The sequence below is a fragment of the Mesorhizobium sp. WSM4832 genome (assembly GCF_055811115.1).
Genome location: NZ_JBVVQH010000001.1, coordinates 411,163 through 434,915 on the forward strand (window position 1 = coordinate 411,163; position 23,753 = coordinate 434,915).

A 23,753-nucleotide genomic window follows, 5' to 3' on the forward strand; every position below is an offset into this window, starting at 1 on the left:
GTCGCGGTTGGACCAATCTTGCCAGCGCTCAGACGAGGGCGCGGGGAATCGTCTGTTCGAAGTTACGCTCGAAAACCAGCTTCTCGCCCTCATAGGCCTCTATTCTGGCGCTGAGGATGAAGTTTTGCGCGTCTGAGCGCATATCGGCGAAGGTTTCGGTCCGCACCGACCATTCATTTCGCGAGAAGGTCTGCGTCCAATGTGTGCTGCCGGTGGCCGACAGCGGACCGTCGGGGTGGATGGCCCATGTCTCGCGGACAGTACTGCCGTGCACGAGCCCGTGGTCGAGGTCGCGCATCTCGCCGAAATCGTCGGTTATGGAAAGCGTGACGAGGCCGGTCTTCTCATCGCGGTCGACGTGCCGCTCCGAGTTGGCCGGCCTGATTTCCTCGGTTGCCCATGGAGTCGCGCCTTCCGGCTCGGGGAACGAAACCTCGTCGCCTTTCGCCAGCGGGCGCAGCGGCAGCTTCAGCGTCGCCTTTGCAAGATCAAGCCGTGCCGGCTCCGGCGAGGGCCAGATCATCGGCCAGTAGGCGGTCGAAACGGCGATGCGCAGTTTGTGCCCTGCCGGCACCCGGTAGGCGCATTGGTCGAGCACGACGCGCGCCGAAACTGTTTCGCCCGGCACCAGCGCTTGCGGGAATTCATGCGAATTGCGGTGGGTGAGGTTGAGCACGCCGTAAGAGATCAGCTCCGAGGCGCCATCAGGATGCACGTCGCACAGCCGCACCGCGATATTAGCTTGGGGCCGGTCGGACGCAACCCGGATCTCAAGCTCCGGCGCCCCGACAATGTCGATCGCCTCGCCAAGCTCGGCCTGGTCGAAACAAACCGACAACGCGTCGTCGGGTCGCTGGTCCCCCGGCAATTCCGGCCCGAAGGTGAAGGGAAAATATTCGCCGCCGGCAAGTCCGCAGGTCTGCGGCGAAGCGACGATCGAGGGCTTGGCGTCGTCGGCAATCAGTTCGATAGACTTGACCTTGATGTTCGAAGACGGCCACTCCTGCTCCGCCACCCAGCGGCCCGGCCGCTCCGGATGCCAGCGCGCCGGCCGCACGCTGTCCATCACATAGGCGCGGTAATCGGGATCGGCCTCGACGCCGGTCTCGGCGTCCTTCAGCCAGCGGTCCCACCAGCGCAGCGCTTCCTGCAGGAAGCCGATGGCCGGATTGGGTCCGGCGTAATGCGGGTATTTGTGGATCCACGGGCCGACGATGCCTTTGACCGGCGACCGGATGCTGGCGACGAGATTGGAGATCGTGTTGCGGTAGCCGTCATGCCAGCCGCCGATCGACAGCACGGCCGCCTTGACGGCGGGAAAATCCTCGCAGATCGAGCCGCGTTTCCAATAGGCGTCGCGATGCTGGTGGCTGAGCCAGAGCGGCAACAGGAAAGGCTGGTTTTCCAGCCGGCTGAGCCACAGGTCGCGCCAGCGGTTGCCGCCGGCAATCGCCGGATCCGGCGGCCGTGACGAATAGGACAGCATCGTCGAGGCCCAGCCGAAATTCTCGAGCAGCAGGCAGCCGCCCTTGTAGTGGATGTCGTCGGCGTAGCGGTCGACGGTCGAGCACAGGCTGATAACGGCCTTCAGCGCCGGCGGCTGCTTGGCCGCCACCTGCAGGCAGTTGAAGCCGCCCCAGGAAATGCCCATCATGCCGACATTGCCGTTGCACCAGGGCTGCGCCGCCGCCCAGGCGATGACATCGCAGGCATCCTGCAATTCCTGCTCGGAATATTCGTCGTCCATCAGCCCTTCGGAATCGCCGTTGCCGCGCATGTCGACGCGGATCGACGCGTAGCCGTGCCCGGCGAAATAGGGGTGGGTGAGCTGGTCGCGGAAGATGGTGCCGTCGCGCTTACGATAGGGCAAATGCTCGAGGATCGCGGGCACCGGATTTCCGGTCGCGTCCTCGGGCATCCAGATGCGCGCCGACAACCGGCAACCGTCCGGCATGACGATGCCCATGTCAGGGAATTCGATGACCTTGCGGGGAAATTCGGTGACGGTTTTCATGGTCGCGCATAACGCTCCGCGGCGTGACGACTTTCAATCGCCATTCGCGACTGGAGCATCAAAAAATGCGACCTGGGCCGTTAGCGAGCGCATCCTCCGATTATCCGGCTTCTTCTTGCATCCCTCGATTAATTTATGTATTACGTTTATTCACGTGGCCCGACGCAGACACAGTGGATGATCTCGCCTGGAAATCGTTTGGGATGAGCCAAAACGGGTGACGAACCTCGAAAACCGGGGTCTCGACTTCGCCGATCTCGATATCGAGTTTTTTGTCACGTCAATCGTCCTCTCGGCCAAGGCCGGTCGGCTCAAGGCGGTTGGAGAATTTGGAGAGATCATTCTCGCCGTGATCTTCAAGCCGCTTGGTTCCGAAGCGATCTCGGTGATCTCGATGCGTCATGCCAGCCGAAAGGAAAGGTCCGTGTATGAGCAACACTAAGTCTCACGTTCGGCGGCTTACCGATGCCGAGGAAGCCGAGATTCAAAGACAGATTGCTGCTGATCCCGAGGACGGGGAGGCGACCGACGAACAGCTGGCCCAAGCCAAGCCTTTCGCGGAAGCGCTCCCGGAGCTTTTCGAGAGTATAAGGCGTTCCCGTGGCCGGCCGGCCATGGAAAAACCAAAGCAAGTCGTCTCCATTCGCCTGGACCAGGATGTCGTCAGAAAATTCAAGGCGACCGGGAAGGGCTGGCAGGCAAGGATAAATGAAGTGCTGAAAAACGCGAAGGTAAGGTAGGCAATACGTGTCAATTCAGCGGAATGTCGTTCTCGGCCTTGCTCGCCTGGTAGGCGCTTGACAGCTCGTCGTAGCGCGCCGCAATCCTGCCGATGCGAGCCTCCAGCCGCTTGCGCTCGGCCTCGGGCAAAGCGCGCACCAGCCGGCGGATGGAAAAACTCTTCCAATAGGCGTTCTCGGCGTTGTAGCCGCCGGGATCGAGGGTGAAGACCTCTTTCAGGATTTTCAAATCGTGCGGGATAGCAAAACTGTCGCGCGAATCCTCGTGGCTGAAGAGGTAGTAGAAATTGTCGAAGCCGGTCCAGGTGATCGCCGACAGGCAGAGCGAGCAGGGCTCGTGCGTGGCTATGAACAGTGCATCTTTGGTGTCGACGCGCTCGGCCTTGGGCATCTCGTAGAAACGCTTCAGACAGTGCACCTCGCCATGCCAGAGCGGATTTTCCGTCTCGTTGTTGGTTTCGGCCAACACCAGTGAGCGGTCGTGCTTCCGCAGGATTGCGGCGCCGAACAGCTTGTTGCCGTGGGCAACGCCCTCAGCGGTTTTCGGCACGATATCATGCTCGATGACGTCGAGCAGGCGGTCGATCAGCGAAACGTCGGTCATGGGAAGTCGCAAGCTTTCAGGGAAGGTGGATCTCGTAAGGATGCGAGAAATAAAACTCTTCGAGATTGGAGCCGTCGCCGCCGCGGTCGACGATGAGGAAATCCTGTTCCTCGCCGATCGGCGTCAGCACGCCGTGCCAGAGGTTGCGGCGGTAGTTGATGCCTTGTCCGGGGCCGGCGAGAAAGGCATGCGGCTCGCCCGGACCGTCCTTGGTGTCATGGCAGACGACCACCAGGAACGGGCGCGGCGACAGCGGGATGAAGGCCTGGCTGCCGAGCGGATGACGCTCGACCATGGCGAGCTTCAGCGGCATCTCGTAGGGCGTTCCGCGCACCATCGAAATCAGCACGCGCGCATTCGGGCCTGCGGCTTCGACAGTGGCGAGGTCGTGGTAGCGCATCGCCTTGCCGCCATTGATCGGGTAGCGGTTGTCGCCGCCCATGTCGATGACGTCGCCGAAGGGCGCGAAGTTTTCGTGGGTCAGCGGTCGGGCGACGATGCGGTTCACCGCGCCTTACCTCCAAGATAGCCACCAAGCCTGGCGTGCCGGTTGACGTCCTTGTAGAGCAGATAGCGGAAATTGCCGGGGCCGCCGGCATAGCAGGCCTGTGGGCAGAAGGCGCGCAGCCACATGAAGTCGCCCGCCTCGACCTCGACCCAATCCTGGTTGAGGCGGTAGACGGCCTTGCCTTCCAGCACATAGAGCCCGTGCTCCATAACGTGGGTTTCAGCGAAGGGGATGACCGCGCCCGGCTTCAACGTGACGATGGTGACGTGCATGTCATGGCGCATGTCGGCCGGGTCGACGAAACGGGTCGTTGCCCAGCGCCCTTCCGTGCCCGGCATCGGGCTCGGCGTCACCTGCTGGTCGCTCGAGAAGAAGGCTTCCGGCACGTCGATACCGTCGACGGCCTCGTAGGCCTTGCGGATCCAGTGGAAGCGGACGGCAGTGCCGCTCTCGTTGCGCACCGTCCAGCCACTCGCCGGCGGCAGGAAGGCGAAGCCGCCGGGGGCCAGCGCATGTTTTTTGCCGGCTAGCGATACGGTAAGCTCGCCCTCGACGACGAACAGCACGCCCTCGGCGCCCGCATCCGGTTCCGGTCGTTCGCTGCCGCCGCCGGGCAGGACCTCGACGATGTATTGCGAAAACGTCTCGGCGAAGCCTGACAGCGGCCTTGCGATGATCCAGGCTCTTGTGTCGTCCCAGAACGGCAGCGGACTGGTGACGATGTCCTGCATGACGCCCTTGGGGATGACCGCATAGGCCTCGGTGAAGACGGCCCTGCCGGTCAAAAGCTCGTTCTGGCCGGGATGGCCGCCACGCGGGGCGTAATAGGTTCGCTCGGCAGTCTTGATCATATCCATGGGGATCCCTGGCGTTATTGCGGGAGCATGTCTTTCAGTCGAAGCAGCGCGATGCGCTCGACCTGTCTGCACGCGGTTTCCAGCTCGATGCCGCGGCTGTTGCCGATCCGCGTCTCGAACTCCGCCAGGATTTCGTCCTTGGTCTTGCCCTTGACCGCGATGATGAAAGGAAAGCCGAAGGTGGTGACATAAGCGGCGTTGAGTTTCGAGAACAGCTCGCGCTCCTCGTCGGTCAGCGCGTCGAGCCCGGCGGAGGCTTGTTCCTTGGCCGATTCCGGCGTCAGGCGCTCAGCCTTGGCCAGCTTGCCGGCGAGGTCCGGATGGGCGTTGAGCACGGAAAGCCGTTCAGCTTCCGTTGCCGCGCGGAAGATGCGGCAGAGCGCGTTGTGGAGGCCGCCCGCGCTGTCATGCGCAGGCCCGAGTTCCAATTCGTAGGCGCGCTCGGCGATCCACGGCGAATGCTCGAACACGCCGCCGAAGGCATGCACGAATGCTTCGAATTCCATCCGCGAGGGGCGCAGCGCCGGCGCCTCGTAAGGGTGCGTTTCTCGCCAATGCCTGGCGATATCGATACGCCGCGTAAGCCACACTCTGTCATGCGATTTCACATAGTCGATGAAACGCTTCAATGCTGCGACCCGTCCGGGACGGCCGACCAGCCGGCAATGCAGGCCGATATTCATCATCCGCGGCCGCCCCGCTTTGCCCTCGGCATAGAGCGTGTCGAAACTGTCCTTCAGATAGGCGAAGAACTGGTCGCCGGAGTTGAAGCCCTGCGGTGTCGCAAAGCGCATGTCGTTGGCGTCGAGCGTGTAAGGGATGATGAGCTGCGGCTTCTCCAGCCCGTCGCGGTCGAACCAATAGGGCAGTTCGTCGTCATAGGTGTCGGAGACATAGTCGAAACCGCCTTCCTCGGCGACGAGCCGCACCGTGTTGACGGAGGTGCGGCCGGTGTACCAGCCCGTCGGCCGCGCCCCGGTCACCTCGTAATGCAGCCGGATCGTCTCTTCGAGGTCGCGTCGCTCGTCCTCGGGCGCATGGTCGCGATAATCGATCCATTTCAACCCGTGCGAAGCGATCTCCCAGCCCGCCTCCTGCATCGCCGCGACCTGGTCGGGCGAGCGCGCCAACGCCGTGGCGACGCCGTAGCAGGTCACCGGCACCTGCGCTTCGGTGAACAGCCGGTGGAGTCGCCAGAAGCCGGCGCGGGCGCCGTATTCATAGATCGATTCCATGTTCCAGTGGCGCTGGCCGACCCAGGGAGCCGCCCCGACGATCTCCGAAAGGAAGGCCTCCGAAGCCTTGTCGCCGTGCAGCACGCAGTTCTCTCCGCCCTCTTCATAGTTGACGACGAACTGCACCGCGACATGCGCGCCGCCGGGCCACTTGGGATCCGGCGGATTTGCCCCGTAACCGCGCATGTCCCTGTCGTAACGCATCGCCGCTCCTGCCCGATTGTTGCGTTGAAGATATCGAAAGGAGTGCGCATGCATTCCCCCGAAAATTTTTGAAAGTGCTTTTTGCCGCACTCCGCTCGACCTGGGCTTATGCATCGCCTTTAATTGGCGCACAATTGACTTGAAAACGTCGGACTGTACCGAGATGGGAGGCGGCCAGTGGCAGAAACGTCGAAAGCCGATGGCGGGCGCCTGACGACCCATGTGCTCGACACCGCGACCGGTCGGCCGGCAAAGGGCCTGTCGATCGAGCTTTTCCGCATCGAGCGGCAAACCCGCACGCATCTGAAAACCGTCAGCACCAATGATGACGGCCGCTGCGACGCGCCGCTGTTGGCCGGCGCCGACTTCCGCACCGGCGAATATGAGCTGGTCTTCGCCGCCGGCGACTATCTGCGCAGCCAGGGCATCGATCTGCCGAAGCCGGCTTTCCTCGACATCGTGCCGATCCGTTTCGGCATGGCGGAAGAGCGGCACTATCATGTGCCGCTCTTGATTTCGCCCTATGGCTACTCGACCTATCGGGGGAGCTGAGAGATGGCAGAGACCCGCAACGAGATACGCTTTATCCTGAATGGCAGCGACGTAGCGCTGAAAGACGTTGCACCCGATGCGACCTTGCTCGACTGGCTGCGCCTCAACCGTTCGCTGCGCGGCACCAAGGAGGGCTGCGCCGAGGGCGATTGCGGCGCCTGCACGGTGCTGGTCGGTAAGCTCTCCTCTGAAGGTCTCGTCTACGAAAGCGTCAATGCCTGCATCCGCTTCATGGGTTCGCTCGACGGCACGCATGTCGTGACTGTGGAACATCTGCGCGGCGACGGTGAGAAGTTGCATCCGGTGCAGCAGGCGATGGTCGATTTCCATGGCTCGCAATGCGGCTTCTGCACGCCGGGCTTCATCATGTCGCTCTACGCGCTCTGGATGAAGACGCCCGATCCGTCCAACGCGGCGATCGAGAAGGCGCTGCAGGGCAATCTCTGCCGCTGCACCGGCTATGAGGCGATCATGCGCGCCGCGCACGCCATTTCGAGCTACGGCAAGGCTGCGAAGGATCCGCTGGCGGTGGAGCGCAAGGACATCACCGCGCGGCTGAAGGCATTGCGCGACGGGGCCAGGGTCGAGATCGGATCGGCCAAGCAGCGGCTGATCGTGCCGGCCGATGTCGACGATTTCGCCGCCATGCTCGAAAAGGAGCCGGGTGCCACCGTCGTCGCCGGTTCGACCGATGTCGGTCTGTGGGTCACCAAGCACATGCGCGACATCTCGCCGGCGATCTTCATCGGCGGCCTCGACGGCCTGCGCACGATGTCCGAGGCCGACGGGGTGATCACCATCGGCGCCGGCGTCACCTACAGCGAGGCCTTCGAGACGCTGTCGAAACGCATCCCGGCCTTGGGGCCGCTGGTCGACCGCATCGGCGGCGAGCAGGTGCGCAACATGGGCACCGTCGGCGGCAACATCGCCAACGGCTCGCCGATCGGCGACATGCCGCCGCCGCTGATCGCGCTCGGCGCGCAACTCACCTTGCGCAAGGGCGGCGCGCGGCGAACGATCCCGCTGGAAACCTTCTTCATCGCTTACGGCAAGCAGGACCGGCAGCCTGGCGAGTTCGTCGAGGCAGTCCATGTGCCCGTGCCGGCAAAGGGCACGAAGTTTGCCGTCTACAAGGTGACCAAGCGCCGTGACGAGGACATCACCGCGACGCTCGGCGCGTTCTATCTGACGCTGGCCAAGGACGGCACGGTGGCCGATATCCGAATCGCCTATGGCGGCATGGCCGCGACACCGAAGCGCGCCACGGCGGTCGAGAAGGCGCTGATCGGCAAAATCTGGAACGAAGCGACGGTGGAGGTGGCGATGGCCGAATATGCCAGCGACTTCACGCCGCTGACCGACATGCGCGCGTCCGCCGAATATCGGGCTTTGGCGGCACGGAACCTGCTGCTGCGCTTCTATATCGAGACGACGGGAACGAAAGCGCCACTTCAAGTGTCGCGCGACGAGGCGGCCTGATGAACACCAGCTCGACCGCACAGATGGGCAAACGGCCGCGAGTAGCGTCCTTCTCCCCGTTCACGGGGAGAAGATGCCGGCAGGCAGATGAGGAGCGGCGCTGTCGCCGGCCGACCGTCGCAAACCTGTCGGCCTTGGCGCTGCCCCTCATCCGACCCTTCGGGTCACCTTCTCCCCGTGAACGGGGAGAAGGGAAAAGAGGCGCTCAATGAACAAGCACGCCACCCCCAATATCAAGGCAGAAAAGATCGTCGGCGGCGTCGCTACCGACCAGCGGCACGATTCCGCCCACAAGCATGTCAGCGGCGCCGCCGTCTATATCGACGATATGCCGGAGCCTGCCGGCACGCTGCATGTCGGGTTGGGCCTCTCCAAGGTCGCGCACGGCAGCTTGAAGAGCGTCGATCTGTCGGCTGTGCGCTCGGCGCCCGGCGTGGTCGACGTGCTGACTTATGCCGACATTCCCGGTCAAAACGATGTTTCGCCAAGCAACATGCATGACGATCCGGTGCTGGCCGAAGGCAAGGTGCAGTTTTACGGCCAGCCGATCTTCGCCGTGGTCGCCGAGACGCGCGAGGAGGCGCGCCGCGCCGCGCGTCTGGCCAAGATCGAATATGACGAGCTTCCGGCCGTCATCGACATCTGGGATCTCGATCCGGTCAAGGACAAGCAGGTCACCACGCCGCTTGTGTTGAAGCGCGGCGACGCGGCGGCGGCGATCGTGGCGGCTCCCCGCCGCATCAAGAACCGCATGTGGCTCGGCGGCCAGGACCATTTCTATCTCGAAGGCCAGGTCTCGCTCGCCATCCCTGGCGAGGATGATGAGGTCATCGTCTATTGCTCGACCCAGGGGCCGAGCGAAACACAGCATCTGGTCGCGCATACGCTCGGCGTGCCGAGCCATGCGGTGACCGTGGAAGTGCGCCGCATGGGCGGCGGCTTCGGCGGCAAGGAAACACAGGCCAACCAGTGTGCGGCGCTCGCCGCCATCGCCGCCAAGAAGCTGAAGCGCGCGGTGAAAATCAGGCTTGATCGCGACGAGGACATGACCGCCACCGGCAAGCGGCACGATTTCGCCATCGACTACGAGGTCGGCTTCGACGACGAGGGCAACATCCTCGGCGTCGACTTCACCTATGCGCTGCGTTGCGGGTTTTCCGCCGACCTGTCCGGTCCGGTCGGCGACCGCGCGCTGTTCCATTGCGACAACGCCTATTTCTACCCGGCGGTGCACGCCAGGTCGGTGCCGCTTTACACCAACACCGTCTCCAACACCGCCTTCCGCGGCTTCGGCGGCCCACAAGGGATGGTCGGCGCCGAACGCGTCATCGACGAGGTGGCTTTCGCGGTCGGCAAGGATCCGCTCGAAATCCGCAAGCTGAACTTTTATGACCCGATGGAGGCCATCGGCGAGCGCTGCTTCACGCCCTATCACCAGAGGGTCGAGGACTGCATCATCCAGCGCATCGTGGCGGAGCTGGAGGAAAGCGCCAACTACGCGCGGCGGCGCCGCGAGATCAGCGCGTTCAACAACAACAGCCGCTTCATCAAGCGCGGCCTGGCGCTGACGCCGGTCAAATTCGGCATCTCCTTCACCAAGACCGAGGCCAACCAGGCCGGCGCGCTGGTGCATGTCTATGCCGACGGCTCGGTGCACATGAACCACGGCGGCACCGAGATGGGGCAGGGCCTGCATCTCAAGGTGGCGCAGGTCGTCGCCGAGGAGTTCCAGATCGATCTCGACCGGGTCAAGATCACCGCGACCACCACCGCCAAGGTGCCGAACACTTCGCCGACGGCCGCCTCCTCCGGCGCCGACCTCAACGGCATGGCGGCGCAGGATGCCGCCCGCCAAATCCGCAAGCGGCTGACCGATTTCGCGGCGGACAAATACCAGGTGCCGCACGACCAGGTCGTGTTCCTGCCCAACCGGGTGCGCGTCGGCAACCAGGAAGTCGCCTTCAACGACCTGGTCAAGCAGGCCTATATCAACCGCGTCCAGCTTTCGGCGGCCGGCTTCTACAAGACGCCGAAGATCCACTGGGACCGCGCCAAGGGCAGGGGCCATGCCTTCTACTACTACGCCTATGGCGCGGCCTGCTCGGAGGTCTCGGTCGATTCGTTGACCGGCGAATATGTCGTCGAACGCACCGACATCCTTCACGATGCCGGCCGCTCGCTGAACCGGGCGATCGACCTCGGCCAGATCGAGGGCGGCTTCATCCAGGGCATGGGCTGGCTGACGACGGAAGAGCTCTGGTGGGACGACAGCGGCCGCCTGCGCACGCATGCGCCGTCGACCTACAAGATCCCGCTCGCCTCCGACCGGCCGAAAATCTTCAACGTCAAGCTGACCGACTGGTCGTCGGCCTATGAGCCGACCATCCATCGTTCCAAGGCGGTCGGCGAGCCGCCGCTGCCGCACGGCATGTCGGTGCTGCATGCCCTGTCGGACGCGGTGGCGAGCGTCGCCGACCACAAGATCTGCCCGCGTCTCGACGCGCCGGCCACGCCCGAGCGGGTGCTGATGGCGATCGAGCGGTTGAAGCAGGAAGCCGCAAAGCCAGCCTGAAAACGTGCAAATCGGGACGCAAAACGCTATATTTCCTGCGTGGAAATGCAAACGATGAACTCGAAAGTGCAAAGCCTGAAGCAGTTCCTTGGCCAAGCCGGCCGGGTCGCCCTCGTCGAAGTGGCGGCCACGAAAGGCTCGACGCCGCGCGAGGCCGGCGCCTTCATGCTTGTCTCGGCATCGGCCATTTTCGGCACGATCGGCGGCGGCCAGCTCGAATACATGGCGATCGACAAGGCGCGGCAGATGCTGCGGCCCCTGTCTCCCCACAAGGGGAAGGGCAAAGAGGCCCGCATTGAGGTCGACGCGGCCCGCGCCACGCTCGACGTTCCGCTTGGACCGGAGATCGGCCAGTGCTGCGGCGGCCGCGTCGAGGTGTCGATCCGCCTCGTCGATGGTCCGCTCGGACAGGAATTGATTGCCAGGGCCGAAACCGAAGAGGCGCATCTGCCGCATGTCTATCTCTTCGGCGGCGGCCATGTCGGCCAGGCGCTGGCCGCGTCGCTGGCGCTGCTGCCGGTCCATGCCGTCGTCGTCGAGACGCGCGCGGACGCGCTCGAAGGGATGCCGGAAACGGTCGAAACCAAGCTGACGCCAATGCCGGAGGCCATTGTGCGCGAGGCGCCGGCGGGATCGGCCTTCGCCATCCTCACCCACGACCATGCGCTGGATTTCCTGATCGTTGCCGAAGCGCTGAAGCGCGACGACACCGCCTATGTCGGCATGATCGGCTCCAGGACCAAGAAGGCGACGTTCAGGAACTGGTTCCTGAAGTCCGCCGAGGGCAGCGACGCGCAGTTCGGCCGGCTCGTCTCGCCGATCGGCGGCAATGCGGTAAAGGACAAGCGCCCGCCGGTGATCGCTGCACTCGCCGCCGCCGAGATCATGACGGCGCTGGTTTCGCACGCAGCCCACGCGTCGGCCGCGCACGAAAAGGCGATGGCCGGCTGATTCAGCCGGCCATCCAAGGAACGGGTGGCTGATTGGCTATTCCTTCTCCTGCGTGTGCGCTTCGAGGAACCACAGCAATTTGTCGAGCGAGCGCGAATAGGCGGTAAAAATGTCGGCGGTGTCAGCGTCGCCGGCGTCGTCCGCCTCATCGATGGCCTCGCGGGCCAGCTTGGCAGCCGCGGCATAGCTGTCGATCAGCGCCGCCAGATGATCCTTGGTCTTGTGGATGTCGGTCGGATAGGGCTTCAGCTTGGTCGCCTTCGATACTTCCTGCGAGGTCCCGTGCGCGGTGCCGCCGAGTTGGACGGCGCGCTCGGCGATGATGTCGACATGACCGTCGATCTCCTCGCGGAATTCATCCAGCATCTCGTGGATGGCGATGAATTGCGGGCCTTTGACGTTCCAGTGCGCCTGCTTTGTGATCAGCGCCAGGTCGATGGCGTCTGCAAGCCTGGCGTTGAGAATATCGATCGATTCCTTCTTGGCATCGGATTTGAGGTCATTCTTGGTGACGATGGCGTCCATAGTCGGCTCCTGTCGCGCTGCGTCGCTTGGTGAAGCTGAAGAAGCGGCCAGAATGACCGCCGATCGTCAAAACGGCCATCGGTCGATTTTCGTTCCGCATTGGATCGAAGAGCCGCAGTGTCGGCCGCAGATATGACTGCCGCTCACAGCTGCTCGTCGCTTTCTTCGTTTCCCATAGGAGGTCGAACCGTGTTTTCTGCGCGCCTGACCAACACGAGGCGAGCGACATGGACGTTTTGCGCATAGCGGCATTTTCGGATGGGAACACCGGCGGCAATCCCGCCGGCGTGGTGATCGGCGACGTCCTGCCGGATGCCGTGGAGATGCAGCGTATTGCGGCCGAAGTCGGCTTTTCGGAAACCGCCTTTGCCGCGCCCGAAGGTGCAAGCTGGCGCGTCCGCTACTTCTCGCCGGAATCGGAAGTACCGTTCTGCGGCCACGCCACCATTGCGCTCGGCGCGGCGCTGGTCAGAAAGTTCGGCGACGGCATTTTCAAGCTGACCCTCAACCAGGCCAACATAACCGTCGAAGGTTTTCGCGATGGCGCCAATTTTGCCGCCGCCCTGCAATCGCCATCGACGCGCAGCGGGCCGGCTTCGTCGGAACTGGTCGGCGAGGCGCTCTCCCTGTTCGGCTATCAGCCAGTCGACCTCGATCCGGCCATTCCGCCGGCGCTCATCCATGGCGGCGCTGATCATCTCGTGCTGGCGCTGAAGTCACGCGAGGCATTGGCCGCCATGGCTTATGATCTGAAGCAAGGCCAGTCCTTCATGCGGCGCGAAGGCCTGGTCACCATCCTGCTCGCCTGGGCCGAGACGCCGCGCCTCTTCCACACCCGCAATCCATTCGCTTCCGGTGGTGTCTACGAGGACCCCGCGACGGGCGCCGCGACCGCTGCCTTTGCCGGCTATCTGCGCGATCTTGACTGGCCGCATGGCGGCGCGATCGACATCGTCCAGGGCGAGGACATGGGCATGCGCTCGCGGCTCCATGCCGATATTCCGCCGGTGCCCGGCAGCTCGATCAGGGTGTCCGGAACGGCCCGGCTCATGGACTGAGTCTTTCTAGACCGGCCGCTTCAGGCCGAGATGCTCGCGCAGCGTCCGGCCTTCATAGTCCTTGCGGAACAGGCCGCGTCGCTGCAGCTCCGGAACGACCAGCGTTGCAAAAGCGTCGAGCTCGCCCGGAAACCAGGATGGCATGACATTGAAGCCGTCGGCCGCGCCGCCCTCGAAGCGCGCCTGCAATTCATCGGCGATCTGCTCGGCCGTGCCGACCACCCGCCAATGGCCGCGCGCGCCGGCAAAGTAACGCGCGAGCTCACGGATCGAGAGGCCGTCGCGGCGCGCCTGCTCGATGACCAGCGCCTGCCGGCTTTTCATGCCTTCGCTCTCCGGCAACTCCGGTAGCGGCCCATCGATCGGGTAGCGCCCAAGATCGGAAATGCTGAGATAGCTGGACAGCAGCGCCACGCCGACATCGTCGGGGATCAATTCCTGCAGCGCATCGTATTTTGCCTGCGCCTCGGCTTTCGTTGCCGCGACGATCGGCGCCACGCCGGGCATGATCTTGACGTCCTCCGGCTGCCGTCCATAGGCGGCGAGCCGCCCCTTGAGGTCGCCATAGAAGGCTTTTGCGTCCTCGAAAGTCTGCGCCGCCGAGAACACGACATCGGCGGTTCGCGCGGCAAGATCCTTGCCGTCGTCCGAAGCCCCGGCCTGCACCATGACCGGCGCGCCTTGCGGCGAGGGCGGTATGTCGAGCGGGTCGCGCACCGAAAAGCTCTCGCCGTCATGTCCGGCGGCGCGCCGGTTCCACAGGCCGGTGATGACGGTGGCGAACTCGCGCGCCCGCGCATAGCGATCCGCATGCGGCCGCAGGCCCGTCGCGCCGAAATTCGCGGCCTCGATGGGGCTTGCCGAAGTGACAAGGTTCCAGCCGGCCCGTCCGCCGCTCAGATTGTCGACCGAGGCGAAGACCCGCGCCAGCCCATAGGGTTCGTTGTAACTCGTCGATGCCGTCGAGACGAGGCCGATGCGCTCCGTCTGTGCGGCGAGCGCCGACAGCAGGCTGATCGGCTCGAAGCCGATCGAACGCGAGGTCTGGCTGGCGATCTGGACATTGGTCTCGCGCAGACCGGCGGCGTCCTCGCAGAACACCATGTCGAACTTCGCTGCCTCGGCCGTGCGCGCCAGCGCGATGTAGTGGTCGATGTCGATGCCGGCCGTGACATGTGCATCCGGATGGCGCCAGGCGGCGATGTGGTGGCCGGTCGCCCACAGGAACAGGCCGAGCTTCATCTGGCGCGCGCTCATTGTCCGCCCCCCGCGCCAAGTCCGAAATGATCACGCAGCGTTGCCCCGGCATGAGCAGAGCGGGCGAGGTCTCGGCGACGAAGGTCCGGCAGCACGCGATCGGTGAAGTCGCCGACTGCCGAAAGATCAGCCGAAAAAGTGAGGTTCAGACCATCGCAGGCTTGCGCGGCGAAGCGGTCCAGCCTCTCTGTGCTGAATTCAGGTCCAACGGGGAAAGTGACTAGCACCTTCAGCGCTTCCGGCTCGCGTCCGGCAGTGACCGCCCGGCGTTTCAGGCGGTCACAAGCGGCCATTGCGTCTGCCGGTGCCACGTCGTCGAGCATGATGACGTCAGCGACCTTGGCGCCAAAATCGAGATCTGCTTCCGTCAGGCCGGACATGACCAGAACCGGCGTATCCTGGGGCGAGCGGGCGACATTGAGCGGCCCGCGTACCGAGAAGAACTCGCCCTTGTGATCGAGGAAATGCATCTTGCCGGGATCGTGGAACCGGCCGCCCCCTCGGTCGAACAGCAGCGCGTCCGGGTCCCAGCCCCGCCATAGCCCCTGGACGATGCCGATATATTCTTCCGCACGCCGCCGAAAATCATTGTCGGAAAAACCTTCCGGCCGGCTGAAATTCGCCGCCTCGTGCGGGCTCTGCGCCGTCGTGGCGTTCCAGCCGATGCGGCCATGGCTGATGATGTCGAGCGAAGCAAACCGGCGCGCCAGATTGTAGGGCTGGTGCGCGAGCGTCGAGGCGCCGGCGACGAGTCCGATCCTGTCGGTCACGGTCGCCAGGGCGGCAAGCAGCGTCGTCGCCTCGAACGGGCTGCTCGACGGCCCATCCGCGGCGTCGGAAATTACGATCATGTCGACGCCCGCCGCCTCGGCCTGCCGCACGAAGGCGGCGATCTCTGCGAATGTCAGGGAAGCCTGCCCGTCGGTGGTGGCGATGTTGAGCGAAACGGCGAGATGCATAGTGCGGCCCTTCGGCTGCCTTGAAACTCGGACAAGCGTCTGGCCATCAACCTAGGTCCGCCCTCGCGCAAGGCAACGGGATCGAGTGGGCCACCAGCCTGTCACGTGCCGGCCAGCCATCGCCCATCACGTCGTCATCCTCGGGTCTGCGCTCCGCTTCGCGTCGCTTCGCCCGTGGATGACGACGTCACGGAGGCTTCGGCCAACCCGAAGCATGCAACGCCACTGCCTCTCACTTCCCCGCGAGAAGATCCTTGATCAGCCGCTGGCAGCGCTCGGCCATGAAGTCGAGCAGCAGCCGCACCTTGGGGTCCTGCAGCTTCTTGTGCGGATAGACGGCGGCGAATTGCACCGGCGTAGGCGGCGTCTTGGCCAGGATCACCTTCAGCCGCTGGTCGCGGATGAACGGCTCGACCTCGAAGCGCGGCTTGTTGATGATGCCGCGTCCCGACAGCGCCCAGCCGGTCAGCACGTCGCCGTCGTCGGTGTCGTACGGGCCGTGCACCTCGAACTTCTGCGGGCCGCTCTGCGTCTGCAGCGTCCAGACATATTCGCGTGCGCCGGCGTAGCGCAGCATCAGGCAATCGTGCTTCTTGCCGATCAGTTCCTGCGGCTCGGCCGGTTCGCCGCGCACCTCCAGATATTTCGGCGCCGCCACCAGCACGCGCTCGCATTCCATGATGCCGCGCATCCTGAGGCTCGAATCCTCGATGATGCCGAGCCGGAAGGCGACGTCGATGCCTTCCTTCATGATGTCGACATTGTGGTCGGAGAGCCTGAGCCGCACCTCGATATCAGGGTATTTGTCGTGGAAATCCGGGATGCCGGAGGCGATCAGCCGCCGGCCGAGGCCGAGCGGCGCGGTCACGCGGATCGTGCCGCGCGGCTGGCCGGAAAGCGCTGCCACCGCGGCTTCGGCCTCGGTGATCGCATCCAGCACCTGCTTGGCGCCGGTGTAGAACACCGTGCCATGCTCTGTCGGCATCAACTGCCTTGTCGTGCGGTTGAACAATCGCACGCCCAGATGCTTCTCCAGTTCCTTGATGCGGTTGGAGGCGACGGCCGGCGAAAGGCGCATGTCGCGCCCAGCGGCCGACAGATTGCCGAGCTCGACGACGCGGACGAAGACGGCGATGTTGTCGAGATAGGCCATGGGCTTTTCGTGGCTCTCAAGCGGCGGCGTAGGGCAAGCCTAGTATTTTCCAATTTTTTTTGAAAGTCATCGCATACCTTGCCTCTTTTCGTTTGCGCTCCACCCCGTAAAGTCACTCAATCGGCGGGGACAATTTCCCAGGGGTTACTCGATGATGGATTTCGCGATTTTCTGGGATTGGCTGAGTTTCGCCGTCCGCTGGCTGCATGTCATCACCGGTATCGCCTGGATCGGCTCGTCCTTCTATTTCGTCGCCCTCGACCTCGGCCTGCGCCAGCGTCCCGGCCTGCCCGCCGGCGCCTTCGGCGAGGAATGGCAGGTGCATGGCGGTGGCTTCTACCACATCCAGAAATACCTGGTCGCGCCGGCCGAGATGCCCGAGCATCTCACCTGGTTCAAATGGGAATCCTACGCTACCTGGCTGTCGGGCTTCGCCATGCTCTGCGTGGTCTATTATGCCGGTGCCGATCTCTTCCTGATCGATCCCAACGTGCTCAATATCTCGGTGCCGGTGGGCATCCTGCTGTCGATGGCCACCATCGGCGTCGGCTGGATCGTCTACGATCTGCTCTGCCGCTCGCCGCTCGGCAAAAGCGACACCGGGCTGATGCTGGTGCTCTATTGCGTGCTGGTCTTCATCGCCTGGGGCCTCACCCATCTCTTCACCGGCCGCGCCGCCTTCCTGCATCTCGGCGCCATCACCGCCACGATCATGTCGGCCAATGTCTTCTTGGTCATCATCCCGAACCAGAAGATCGTCGTCGCCGACCTGATCGCCGGCCGCAAGCCGGACCCGAAATACGGCAAGATCGCCAAGCAGCGCTCGCTGCACAACAACTACCTGACCTTGCCGGTCCTGTTCCTGATGCTGTCGAACCACTATCCGTTGGCGTTCGGGACTGAGTTCAACTGGGTCATCGCCTCGCTGGTGTTCATCATCGGCGTCTTGATCCGGCACTATTTCAACACGGTGCATGCGCGCAAAGGCAATCCGACCTGGACCTGGCTCGGTGCCGCCGTGCTGTTCATGATCATCATCTGGCTGTCGACCGTGCCGAAAGTGCTGACCGGCGAGCCGAAGACCTCAGCCGCTTCTGCCGCGGCGCAGGTCTACATCGCCTCGGCCCACTTCCCGGCCGTGCGCGACACCGTGCTTGGCCGCTGCTCCATGTGCCATACGGAAGAGCCGGTCTATGAAGGCATCTACCATGCGCCGAAGGGCGTGCTGCTCGACACCGATGAGCGCATCGCCGAGCATGCCCGCGAGATCTATATCCAGGCGGGCCGGGCGCATGCCATGCCGCCAGCCAACGTCAGCCATATCACCGACCAGGAGCGAGCCTTCCTTGTGGCCTGGTTCGAAGGCGCCGGAAAATAAGCATGACAATGAAATTATTGCGCGGCCGTACGCTCTCCTTCCTGCGCTGGCCCGAAGCGATCGACGACCATTCCGCCTGGCGCTACGAAGAGGATGGTGGGCTGCTGATCGACAACGGCAAGATCGTTGCCGCCGGTTCCTATGCCGAGGTCCAGAAGCGCGCCGGCGCGGGCGTCGCGACGGCCGACCACCGCCCGCATCTCATCCTGCCCGGCTTCATCGACGCGCATGTGCACTTCCCGCAGATGCAGATCATCGCCTCTTACGGCGCCGAACTGCTCGACTGGCTGAACAAATACACCTTCCCGGAGGAATCGAAATTCCAGAACGCGCAGCACGGCCGCCGCATCGCCAGGCTGTTCCTCGACGAGATGCTGCGGCACGGCACGACGACAGTCGCTGCCTATTGCTCGGTGCACAAATCGTCGGCGGAAGCCTTCTTCGCCGAGTCGCATGAGCGCAATATGCTCAACATCGCCGGCAAGGTAATGATGGACCGCAACGCGCCGGACGGCGTGCTCGACACGCCGCAAACCGGCTATGACGACAGCAAGGCGCTGATCGCCGAATGGCATGGCAAGGGCCGCCAGCTCTGTGCCATCACGCCGCGCTTCGCCATCACCTCCTCGCCCGAGCAGTTGGAGATGGCGAGCGCGCTTTGCCGGGAACATCCCGATCTCCACATGCAGACGCATCTGTCGGAGAACCACGCCGAGATCGCCTTCACCCAGGAGCTCTATCCCTGGTCGCGCGACTACACCGACGTTTATGAACATTACGGCTTGCTCAGCAAAAAGAGCCTGTTCGGGCACTGCATCCACCTGTCGGAACGCGAGGCGGACGCGCTGTCGCAGTCAGGCTCGGTGGCGGTATTCTGCCCGACCTCCAATCTTTTCCTCGGCTCCGGCCTGTTCGACTACCAGCGTTATCGCCGGCGCGACAAGCCGCTGCGGATCGCGGCGGCGACCGATGTCGGCGGCGGCACAAACTATTCGATGCTGCGCACCATGGACGAGGGTTACAAGGTGATCGCGCTGAACGGCGAGAAGCTCAATCCGTTCCAGTCCTTCTGGCAATTGACGCGCGGCAATGCCGAGGCGTTGTCCGTGTCCGACAAGGTCGGCACGCTGGACGAAGGCACCGATGCCGACATCGTCGTGCTCGACGCCCATGCGACGCCTGGCATGCGGCTGAGGATGGAAACGGTGGAAACGCTGGCGGAAGAACTCTTCCTGCTGCAGACGCTGGGCGACGACCGCGTGGTGCGCGAGGTCTATGTGGCGGGGCGGCCGGCGAAGAGCGCGATTGTCGCGTGAATCCCCCTCACCCGGATTGCCAACCGAATTGCCAAGGCCAATTCGGGGCAATCCGACCTCTCCCCAAGGGGAGAGGAGGGAGCCCGGCGTCGGCGCTTGCCTCTTCTCCCCGCCGGGGAGAAGGTGGCCGCGAAGCGGCCGGATGAGAGGGCGTCCGCGACGGATGCTTGACCAGACGGAGGTTGTCGTACAAACGACGATGTCGATTTTTCGGAGGAAGAGATATGGCCACTGCCGACGACATCGCTCTGATCAAGAAACAGGAAGCCACGCTGGTCTTCCCGGCCTTCGACGAGGCCGTCGCCTTCAAGATCGGTTCCGCCATCAGGGACCGGGCGCTGAAGGAAGACATGCCTATCATCGTCGACATCAGGACCTTCGACCGGCCGCTCTTCTATGCCGCGCTGCCGGGCTCCAACGCCTCCAATCCTGATTGGGCGCGCCGCAAGATCAATGTCGTGAAGCGCTATCTCAGAAGCACCTATCGGCTCGTGCTGGAGCAGCAGCGCCCCGACCGCACCTTCAAGGTCGGCGAGGCGCTGGACATTGCCGACTATGTGCTCGCCGGCGGCGGCTTCCCGGTCACCGTAAAGGGCGCTGGGGTCATCGGAGTCATCGCCGTCTCGGGCCTGCCGGAGCGCGAGGATCACGGCGTCGTCGTCGACGCCCTCTGCGCCCATCTCGGCATCGATGCGAGCGGGCTCGCGCTGCCGCCGGAAGAAAAATGACCGACCCAAAAAGCTTCCTCACGTCGATCTTCAACGCCGCCGTCGCCGCCGCCGATCCGGAAAAGACGATCCGCAATCATTTGCCGGCGAAGCCGAAAGGCCGCACCATCGTCATCGGCGCGGGGAAAGGCTCGGCGCAGATGGCGGCCGCCTTCGAGAAGCTGTGGGACGGTCCGATCGACGGGCTGGTCGTCACCCGTTACGGCTATGGCGCGAAATGCGAACGCATCGAGATCATCGAGGCGGCGCACCCGGTGCCGGACGCCGCCGGCCTCGAGGCCTCGCGCCGGCTGCTGGACAAGGTGCGCGGCCTGACATCGGACGATCTGGTCGTGGCGTTGATCTCCGGCGGCGGCTCGGCGCTGCTGCCGTCGCCCGCTCCCGGGCTGACTTTGGCCGATGAGATCGCCGTCAACGAGGCGCTGCTTGCCTCCGGCGCGCCGATCGCGGCGATGAACACCATCCGCAAGCATGTCTCGACCATCAAGGGCGGGCGCCTCGCCGCTGCCGCTCATCCGGCGCGCGTGGTGTCGCTGGTGGTCTCCGATATCCCGGGCGACAATCCGGCGCTGGTCGCTTCGGGTCCGACCGTTCCCGACGCAGGCAGCCGGCAGGATGCGCTGGCCTCGATCGCCGCCTATGGCATGAAGCTTCCGGCCTCCGTCATGGCGCATATCCAGTCGCCGGCCGCCGATGCGCTGCGTCCCGACGATGCGCGCTTCGCCGGCAATGAAGTGCACCTCACCGCATCGGCGGGCGTTTCGCTGGAAGCGGCCGCCGCTGAAGCCAAGCGGCAAGGCATAGAGGCCGTCATCCTGTCGGATTCGATCGAAGGCGAGGCGCGCGAGGTCGGCGGCGTCCACGCCGCGATCGCCCGCGAGGTGGCGATCCGCAACCGGCCTTTTGCCAGGCCGGTGCTCATTCTTTCGGGCGGCGAGACGACGGTGACGCTTCGCGCCCCAATTGGTGGCATCAAGGGCAAGGGCGGCCGCAACTCGGAATTCCTGCTCGCTTTCGCGATCGGCATCAACGGCATCGACGGCGTCCACGCTTTGGCCGCCGACACCGACGGCATCGACGGCTCGGAGAACAACGCCGGCGCCTTCGCCGACGGCTCGACCGTGTCGCGCATGCGCGCAGCCGGCATCGACGCCAAGGCGATGCTCGCCGGCAACAATGCTTGGACGGCCTTCAACGCGGTCGGTGATCTGTTCGTGCCAGGGCCGACGGGAACGAATGTCAATGATCTCAGGGCGATCCTGGTTAGGTAGCGCAGAGCCCCACAGAAGTCGTCATTCTAGGGCGGAGCAAGGAGCGAAGCGACGCGCGCAGACCCTAGAATCCATTCCGTGACCGTAGCCGAAGAGTGCAGCGGAGCAGAATTCTGCACCGTTGCAACGCATTGAAGTAACGGCATGGATCCTCGGGTCTGCGCGCGTCGCTTCGCTCCTTGCTCCGCCCGTGGATGACGAAGCGACGATCGTCTCGGCTAATCTCACGCGATCCATCAAGCCGCCATCAGCCGCTTCACCGCCTTCATATCATCGAGAAACCGCTCGCGCTCGGCGTCCTTGTCCGCGGGCTCGCGGATGCGCAGGATGAGCGAGGGGTGGATCGTGATGAACACGCGCAGCCCGTCGTCGCGCTCGATCACCTCGCCGCGTCGCTTCAGCACCGGCACCGCCTTGCCGAGCAGCGCCTGCGCCGCCGTCGCGCCGAGCGCCACCACCAGGTTCGGCTTGATGAGGTCGAGCTCCTTGTCCAGCCACCAGCGGCAGGCCTGGATCTCGCCGGCGTTCGGCTTGGAATGGATGCGGCGCTTGCCGCGCGGCTCGAATTTGAAATGCTTGACGGCGTTGGTGACGTAGGTTTTCCGACGCTCGATTTCGGCATCATCCAGCGTGGTGTCGAGGATCCTTCCCGCCGGACCAACAAATGGCTTGCCGGCCAGATCCTCCTGGTCGCCGGGCTGCTCGCCGACGAAGATCACCTCGGCGCTCCCAGGCCCTTCGCCAAACACGGTCTGCGTGGCATTGCGCCAGAGCGGGCAGCGTCGGCAGCCTTTCGCCGCCTCGTGCGCCTCGTCGATGGAGGTAGCATCTCCCCCTGCAGCTACCTCCGGTGCGGGGATCTGCCTGGCTGGACGCTTCGCTTCATGCTGCAAGGCTGCTGGTGTTGTCGCCATCGCTCCGTCTCGCCCATCTTCAAACTTGAAATGGGCGAGCCTTGCGATGGTTCCCGATCCTCACACCTCATGCAGATAGAGGTGGTAATCCAGCTCGCTGACGGTGCGCGCTACGCGCAGATATTCCGCCTGCTTGATCGCCACGAAAGTCCGGTGCAGGTCGGCGCCGAGCGCCGATTTCAGGAAATCCGAGGCCCTGGCCGCCTCGATCGCGGCGCGCCAGTCGGCCGGCATGGTCGATTCCTCTGTCGCCTGCTCGTAGCCGTTCCCGGTTGTCTCAAGCCCTGGATCCAGCCCTTCGTCGAGGCCTTTGACGATGCCGGCCAGCACCGTCGCCGCCACCAGATAAGGATTGGCGTCGACACCGGAGGGCCGATGCTCGATGCGGCGGTTCTTGGCGTCGCCAGCCGGTACGCGCAGCGCCACCGAGCGGTTGTTGACGCCCCAGCTTGGCGCCACCGGCGCGTAGGATTGCGAGACGAAGCGCCGCCACGAATTGGCGTGCGGCGCAAACACCAGCATCGATTCCGCCATGGTGTGGATCAGGCCGCCAAGCGCGTTGAGCAGGCTCAATGACCATTTTTCGCCGGCAGCCTCGGTGAAGACGTTTCGGCCCGCATCGTCCTGCAGCGAGACATGGAAATGCATGCCCGAGCCCGCATAGGCTTCGATGGGCTTGGCCATGAAGCAGGCCGTGACGCCATGCCGCCGCGCCTGCGCCCGCACCAGCCGCTTCAGCATGATGAGGTCGTCGGCCGCCCGCATCACGTCCTTGCGGTAGTTCAGCGTCAGCTCGTACTGGCCGGGCGCGTATTCGGAGATCACGGTCTCCGCCGGAATACCTTGCGCCTTGGCCGCGGCATAGATGTCGGAAAACAGCGGCTCCATGCCGTGCAGATGGTCGACGGAGTAAACCTCGGTCTTGGCCGAGCGGCGGCCGTCGAGCACCGCGCGCGCCGCCTGCACCTTGCCATCGGCATCGCGCTCATTGGACAGCAGGAAAAACTCCAGCTCGAAGGCGCCGGCAGGATGCAAGCCGCGGGCCGCCAGCAACTCCACCTGCCTTGCCAGCACCAGCCGCGGGTCGGAGGTCATCGGTTGGCCGTCGAGATGGTGCATCGACATCAGCACCTGGCCGCGAGCAGGCTTGGTGCCATACAGCGGCACCAGCGTGCCTGGGATCGGCCATGCTCGAAGGTCGCCGTCGCCGGTGTCCCACACCAGCCCTGTTTCGTGCACATCCTCGCCGGTGATATCGAGGCCGAGGATCGAGATCGGCAGATGCCGGCCGTTCTCGAAAATGCCCATCAGCTCGTGCCGGCGCACGATCTTGCCGCGCCCGATGCCGTTGGCGTCTGTGAGCACGATGTCGAACGCCTCTATTTTGGGATGAGCATCGAGAAAGGCTTTTGCCTCGGCGGGTGTCGAGCCCGAGGGGGAGGTCGCAACGGCGTTCGGATTGTCCATCGCCGCTTTTC

General features: G+C 64.2%; 22 protein-coding genes. 11 read left to right on the forward strand and 11 right to left on the reverse strand.

The window, feature by feature from the left end:
* Positions 1 to 28: 28 nt before the first annotated feature.
* Entirely contained in the window at positions 29 to 2,014 is a 1,986-nt protein-coding gene (locus tag AC0L2L_RS01955) for a CocE/NonD family hydrolase (RefSeq protein WP_473575823.1), read from the reverse strand.
* Between the two features lie 187 nt (positions 2,015 to 2,201).
* On the opposite strand from AC0L2L_RS01955, the gene AC0L2L_RS01960 reads away from it, so the two are divergent.
* Positions 2,202 to 2,456 carry a BrnT family toxin gene (locus AC0L2L_RS01960; protein ID WP_473576088.1) on the forward strand — a complete coding sequence of 85 codons (255 nt, stop codon included), beginning with the start codon at positions 2,202 to 2,204 and terminating at the stop codon, positions 2,454 to 2,456.
* Positions 2,443 to 2,754, forward strand: coding sequence for a BrnA antitoxin family protein (locus tag AC0L2L_RS01965; RefSeq protein ID WP_473575824.1), 312 nt, complete (start codon positions 2,443 to 2,445; stop codon positions 2,752 to 2,754). Before AC0L2L_RS01960 ends, AC0L2L_RS01965 begins: the two co-directional genes overlap by 14 nt.
* A gap of 10 nt (positions 2,755 to 2,764) precedes the next feature.
* Here AC0L2L_RS01965 and AC0L2L_RS01970 read toward each other — a convergent pair whose 3' ends face one another.
* From AC0L2L_RS01970 to puuE, 4 genes are read right to left on the reverse strand one after another with little or no spacing between them, the layout of a single operon-like run.
* The gene (locus AC0L2L_RS01970) at positions 2,765 to 3,358 is read right to left on the reverse strand and encodes a nucleoside deaminase (RefSeq protein ID WP_473575825.1); all 594 of its coding nucleotides are present in this window, start codon (positions 3,356 to 3,358) and stop codon (positions 2,765 to 2,767) included.
* Between the two features lie 16 nt (positions 3,359 to 3,374).
* Positions 3,375 to 3,866, reverse strand: coding sequence for an ureidoglycolate lyase (locus AC0L2L_RS01975; RefSeq protein ID WP_473575827.1), 492 nt, complete (start codon positions 3,864 to 3,866; stop codon positions 3,375 to 3,377).
* Positions 3,863 to 4,723 (reverse strand): bifunctional allantoicase/(S)-ureidoglycine aminohydrolase, encoded by an 861-nt coding sequence (locus AC0L2L_RS01980; RefSeq protein ID WP_473575829.1) that lies wholly within the window; start codon positions 4,721 to 4,723, stop codon positions 3,863 to 3,865. The genes AC0L2L_RS01975 and AC0L2L_RS01980 overlap by 4 nt, the downstream gene beginning before the upstream one ends.
* A gap of 14 nt (positions 4,724 to 4,737) precedes the next feature.
* Entirely contained in the window at positions 4,738 to 6,162 is a 1,425-nt protein-coding gene (puuE, locus tag AC0L2L_RS01985; RefSeq protein WP_473575830.1) for an allantoinase PuuE, read from the reverse strand.
* Between the two features lie 177 nt (positions 6,163 to 6,339).
* Between puuE and uraH the strand changes: the two genes are divergently transcribed.
* From uraH to xdhC, 4 genes are all read left to right on the forward strand, one after another.
* A complete protein-coding gene (uraH, locus tag AC0L2L_RS01990; protein WP_473575832.1) occupies positions 6,340 to 6,714 on the forward strand; it encodes a hydroxyisourate hydrolase in 375 nt (124 codons plus the stop codon).
* 3 nt (positions 6,715 to 6,717) lie between these two features.
* On the forward strand, positions 6,718 to 8,193 hold the full coding sequence (gene xdhA / locus AC0L2L_RS01995; protein WP_473575833.1) for a xanthine dehydrogenase small subunit: 1,476 nt from the start codon (positions 6,718 to 6,720) through the stop codon (positions 8,191 to 8,193).
* A gap of 208 nt (positions 8,194 to 8,401) precedes the next feature.
* Complete coding sequence (gene xdhB, locus AC0L2L_RS02000; protein ID WP_473575835.1) at positions 8,402 to 10,765, forward strand: xanthine dehydrogenase molybdopterin binding subunit; 2,364 nt, start codon at positions 8,402 to 8,404, stop codon at positions 10,763 to 10,765.
* Positions 10,766 to 10,819: 54 nt separating this feature from the next.
* Complete coding sequence (gene xdhC, locus AC0L2L_RS02005) at positions 10,820 to 11,716, forward strand: xanthine dehydrogenase accessory protein XdhC (RefSeq protein WP_473575836.1); 897 nt, start codon at positions 10,820 to 10,822, stop codon at positions 11,714 to 11,716.
* A 36-nt stretch (positions 11,717 to 11,752) separates the two neighbouring features.
* Here xdhC and dps read toward each other — a convergent pair whose 3' ends face one another.
* Positions 11,753 to 12,241, reverse strand: coding sequence for a DNA starvation/stationary phase protection protein Dps (dps, locus tag AC0L2L_RS02010; protein ID WP_473575837.1), 489 nt, complete (start codon positions 12,239 to 12,241; stop codon positions 11,753 to 11,755).
* 227 nt (positions 12,242 to 12,468) lie between these two features.
* On the opposite strand from dps, the gene AC0L2L_RS02015 reads away from it, so the two are divergent.
* Positions 12,469 to 13,299: a PhzF family phenazine biosynthesis protein gene (locus tag AC0L2L_RS02015; RefSeq protein ID WP_473575838.1), complete on the forward strand. Its 831-nt coding sequence runs from the start codon at positions 12,469 to 12,471 to the stop codon at positions 13,297 to 13,299.
* A gap of 6 nt (positions 13,300 to 13,305) precedes the next feature.
* Here the strand turns inward: AC0L2L_RS02015 and AC0L2L_RS02020 are convergent, their stop codons facing one another.
* From AC0L2L_RS02020 to AC0L2L_RS02030, 3 genes are all read right to left on the reverse strand, one after another.
* A complete protein-coding gene (locus AC0L2L_RS02020; RefSeq protein WP_473575839.1) occupies positions 13,306 to 14,556 on the reverse strand; it encodes an LLM class flavin-dependent oxidoreductase in 1,251 nt (416 codons plus the stop codon).
* Entirely contained in the window at positions 14,553 to 15,515 is a 963-nt protein-coding gene (locus tag AC0L2L_RS02025) for an LLM class flavin-dependent oxidoreductase (RefSeq protein WP_473575841.1), read from the reverse strand. Before AC0L2L_RS02025 ends, AC0L2L_RS02020 begins: the two co-directional genes overlap by 4 nt.
* A gap of 232 nt (positions 15,516 to 15,747) precedes the next feature.
* The gene (locus AC0L2L_RS02030) at positions 15,748 to 16,668 is read right to left on the reverse strand and encodes a LysR family transcriptional regulator (protein WP_473575844.1); all 921 of its coding nucleotides are present in this window, start codon (positions 16,666 to 16,668) and stop codon (positions 15,748 to 15,750) included.
* Between the two features lie 151 nt (positions 16,669 to 16,819).
* Between AC0L2L_RS02030 and AC0L2L_RS02035 the strand changes: the two genes are divergently transcribed.
* From AC0L2L_RS02035 to AC0L2L_RS02050, 4 genes are all read left to right on the forward strand, one after another.
* Positions 16,820 to 18,046, forward strand: a complete 1,227-nt coding sequence (locus AC0L2L_RS02035; protein ID WP_473575845.1) for a urate hydroxylase PuuD — start codon at positions 16,820 to 16,822, stop codon at positions 18,044 to 18,046.
* Between the two features lie 2 nt (positions 18,047 to 18,048).
* Positions 18,049 to 19,362 (forward strand): guanine deaminase, encoded by a 1,314-nt coding sequence (gene guaD, locus AC0L2L_RS02040; RefSeq protein WP_473575846.1) that lies wholly within the window; start codon positions 18,049 to 18,051, stop codon positions 19,360 to 19,362.
* 224 nt (positions 19,363 to 19,586) lie between these two features.
* A complete protein-coding gene (locus AC0L2L_RS02045; protein ID WP_473575847.1) occupies positions 19,587 to 20,090 on the forward strand; it encodes a heme-degrading domain-containing protein in 504 nt (167 codons plus the stop codon).
* On the forward strand, positions 20,087 to 21,361 hold the full coding sequence (locus AC0L2L_RS02050; protein ID WP_473575848.1) for a glycerate kinase type-2 family protein: 1,275 nt from the start codon (positions 20,087 to 20,089) through the stop codon (positions 21,359 to 21,361). The genes AC0L2L_RS02045 and AC0L2L_RS02050 overlap by 4 nt, the downstream gene beginning before the upstream one ends.
* Positions 21,362 to 21,597: 236 nt before the next feature.
* Here the strand turns inward: AC0L2L_RS02050 and AC0L2L_RS02055 are convergent, their stop codons facing one another.
* Together AC0L2L_RS02055 and AC0L2L_RS02060 are read right to left on the reverse strand one after the other, a co-directional pair.
* Complete coding sequence (locus AC0L2L_RS02055; protein ID WP_473575849.1) at positions 21,598 to 22,275, reverse strand: UdgX family uracil-DNA binding protein; 678 nt, start codon at positions 22,273 to 22,275, stop codon at positions 21,598 to 21,600.
* Positions 22,276 to 22,335: 60 nt separating this feature from the next.
* A complete protein-coding gene (locus AC0L2L_RS02060) occupies positions 22,336 to 23,742 on the reverse strand; it encodes a glutamine synthetase family protein (protein ID WP_473575850.1) in 1,407 nt (468 codons plus the stop codon).
* Between the last annotated feature and the right edge of the window lie 11 nt (positions 23,743 to 23,753).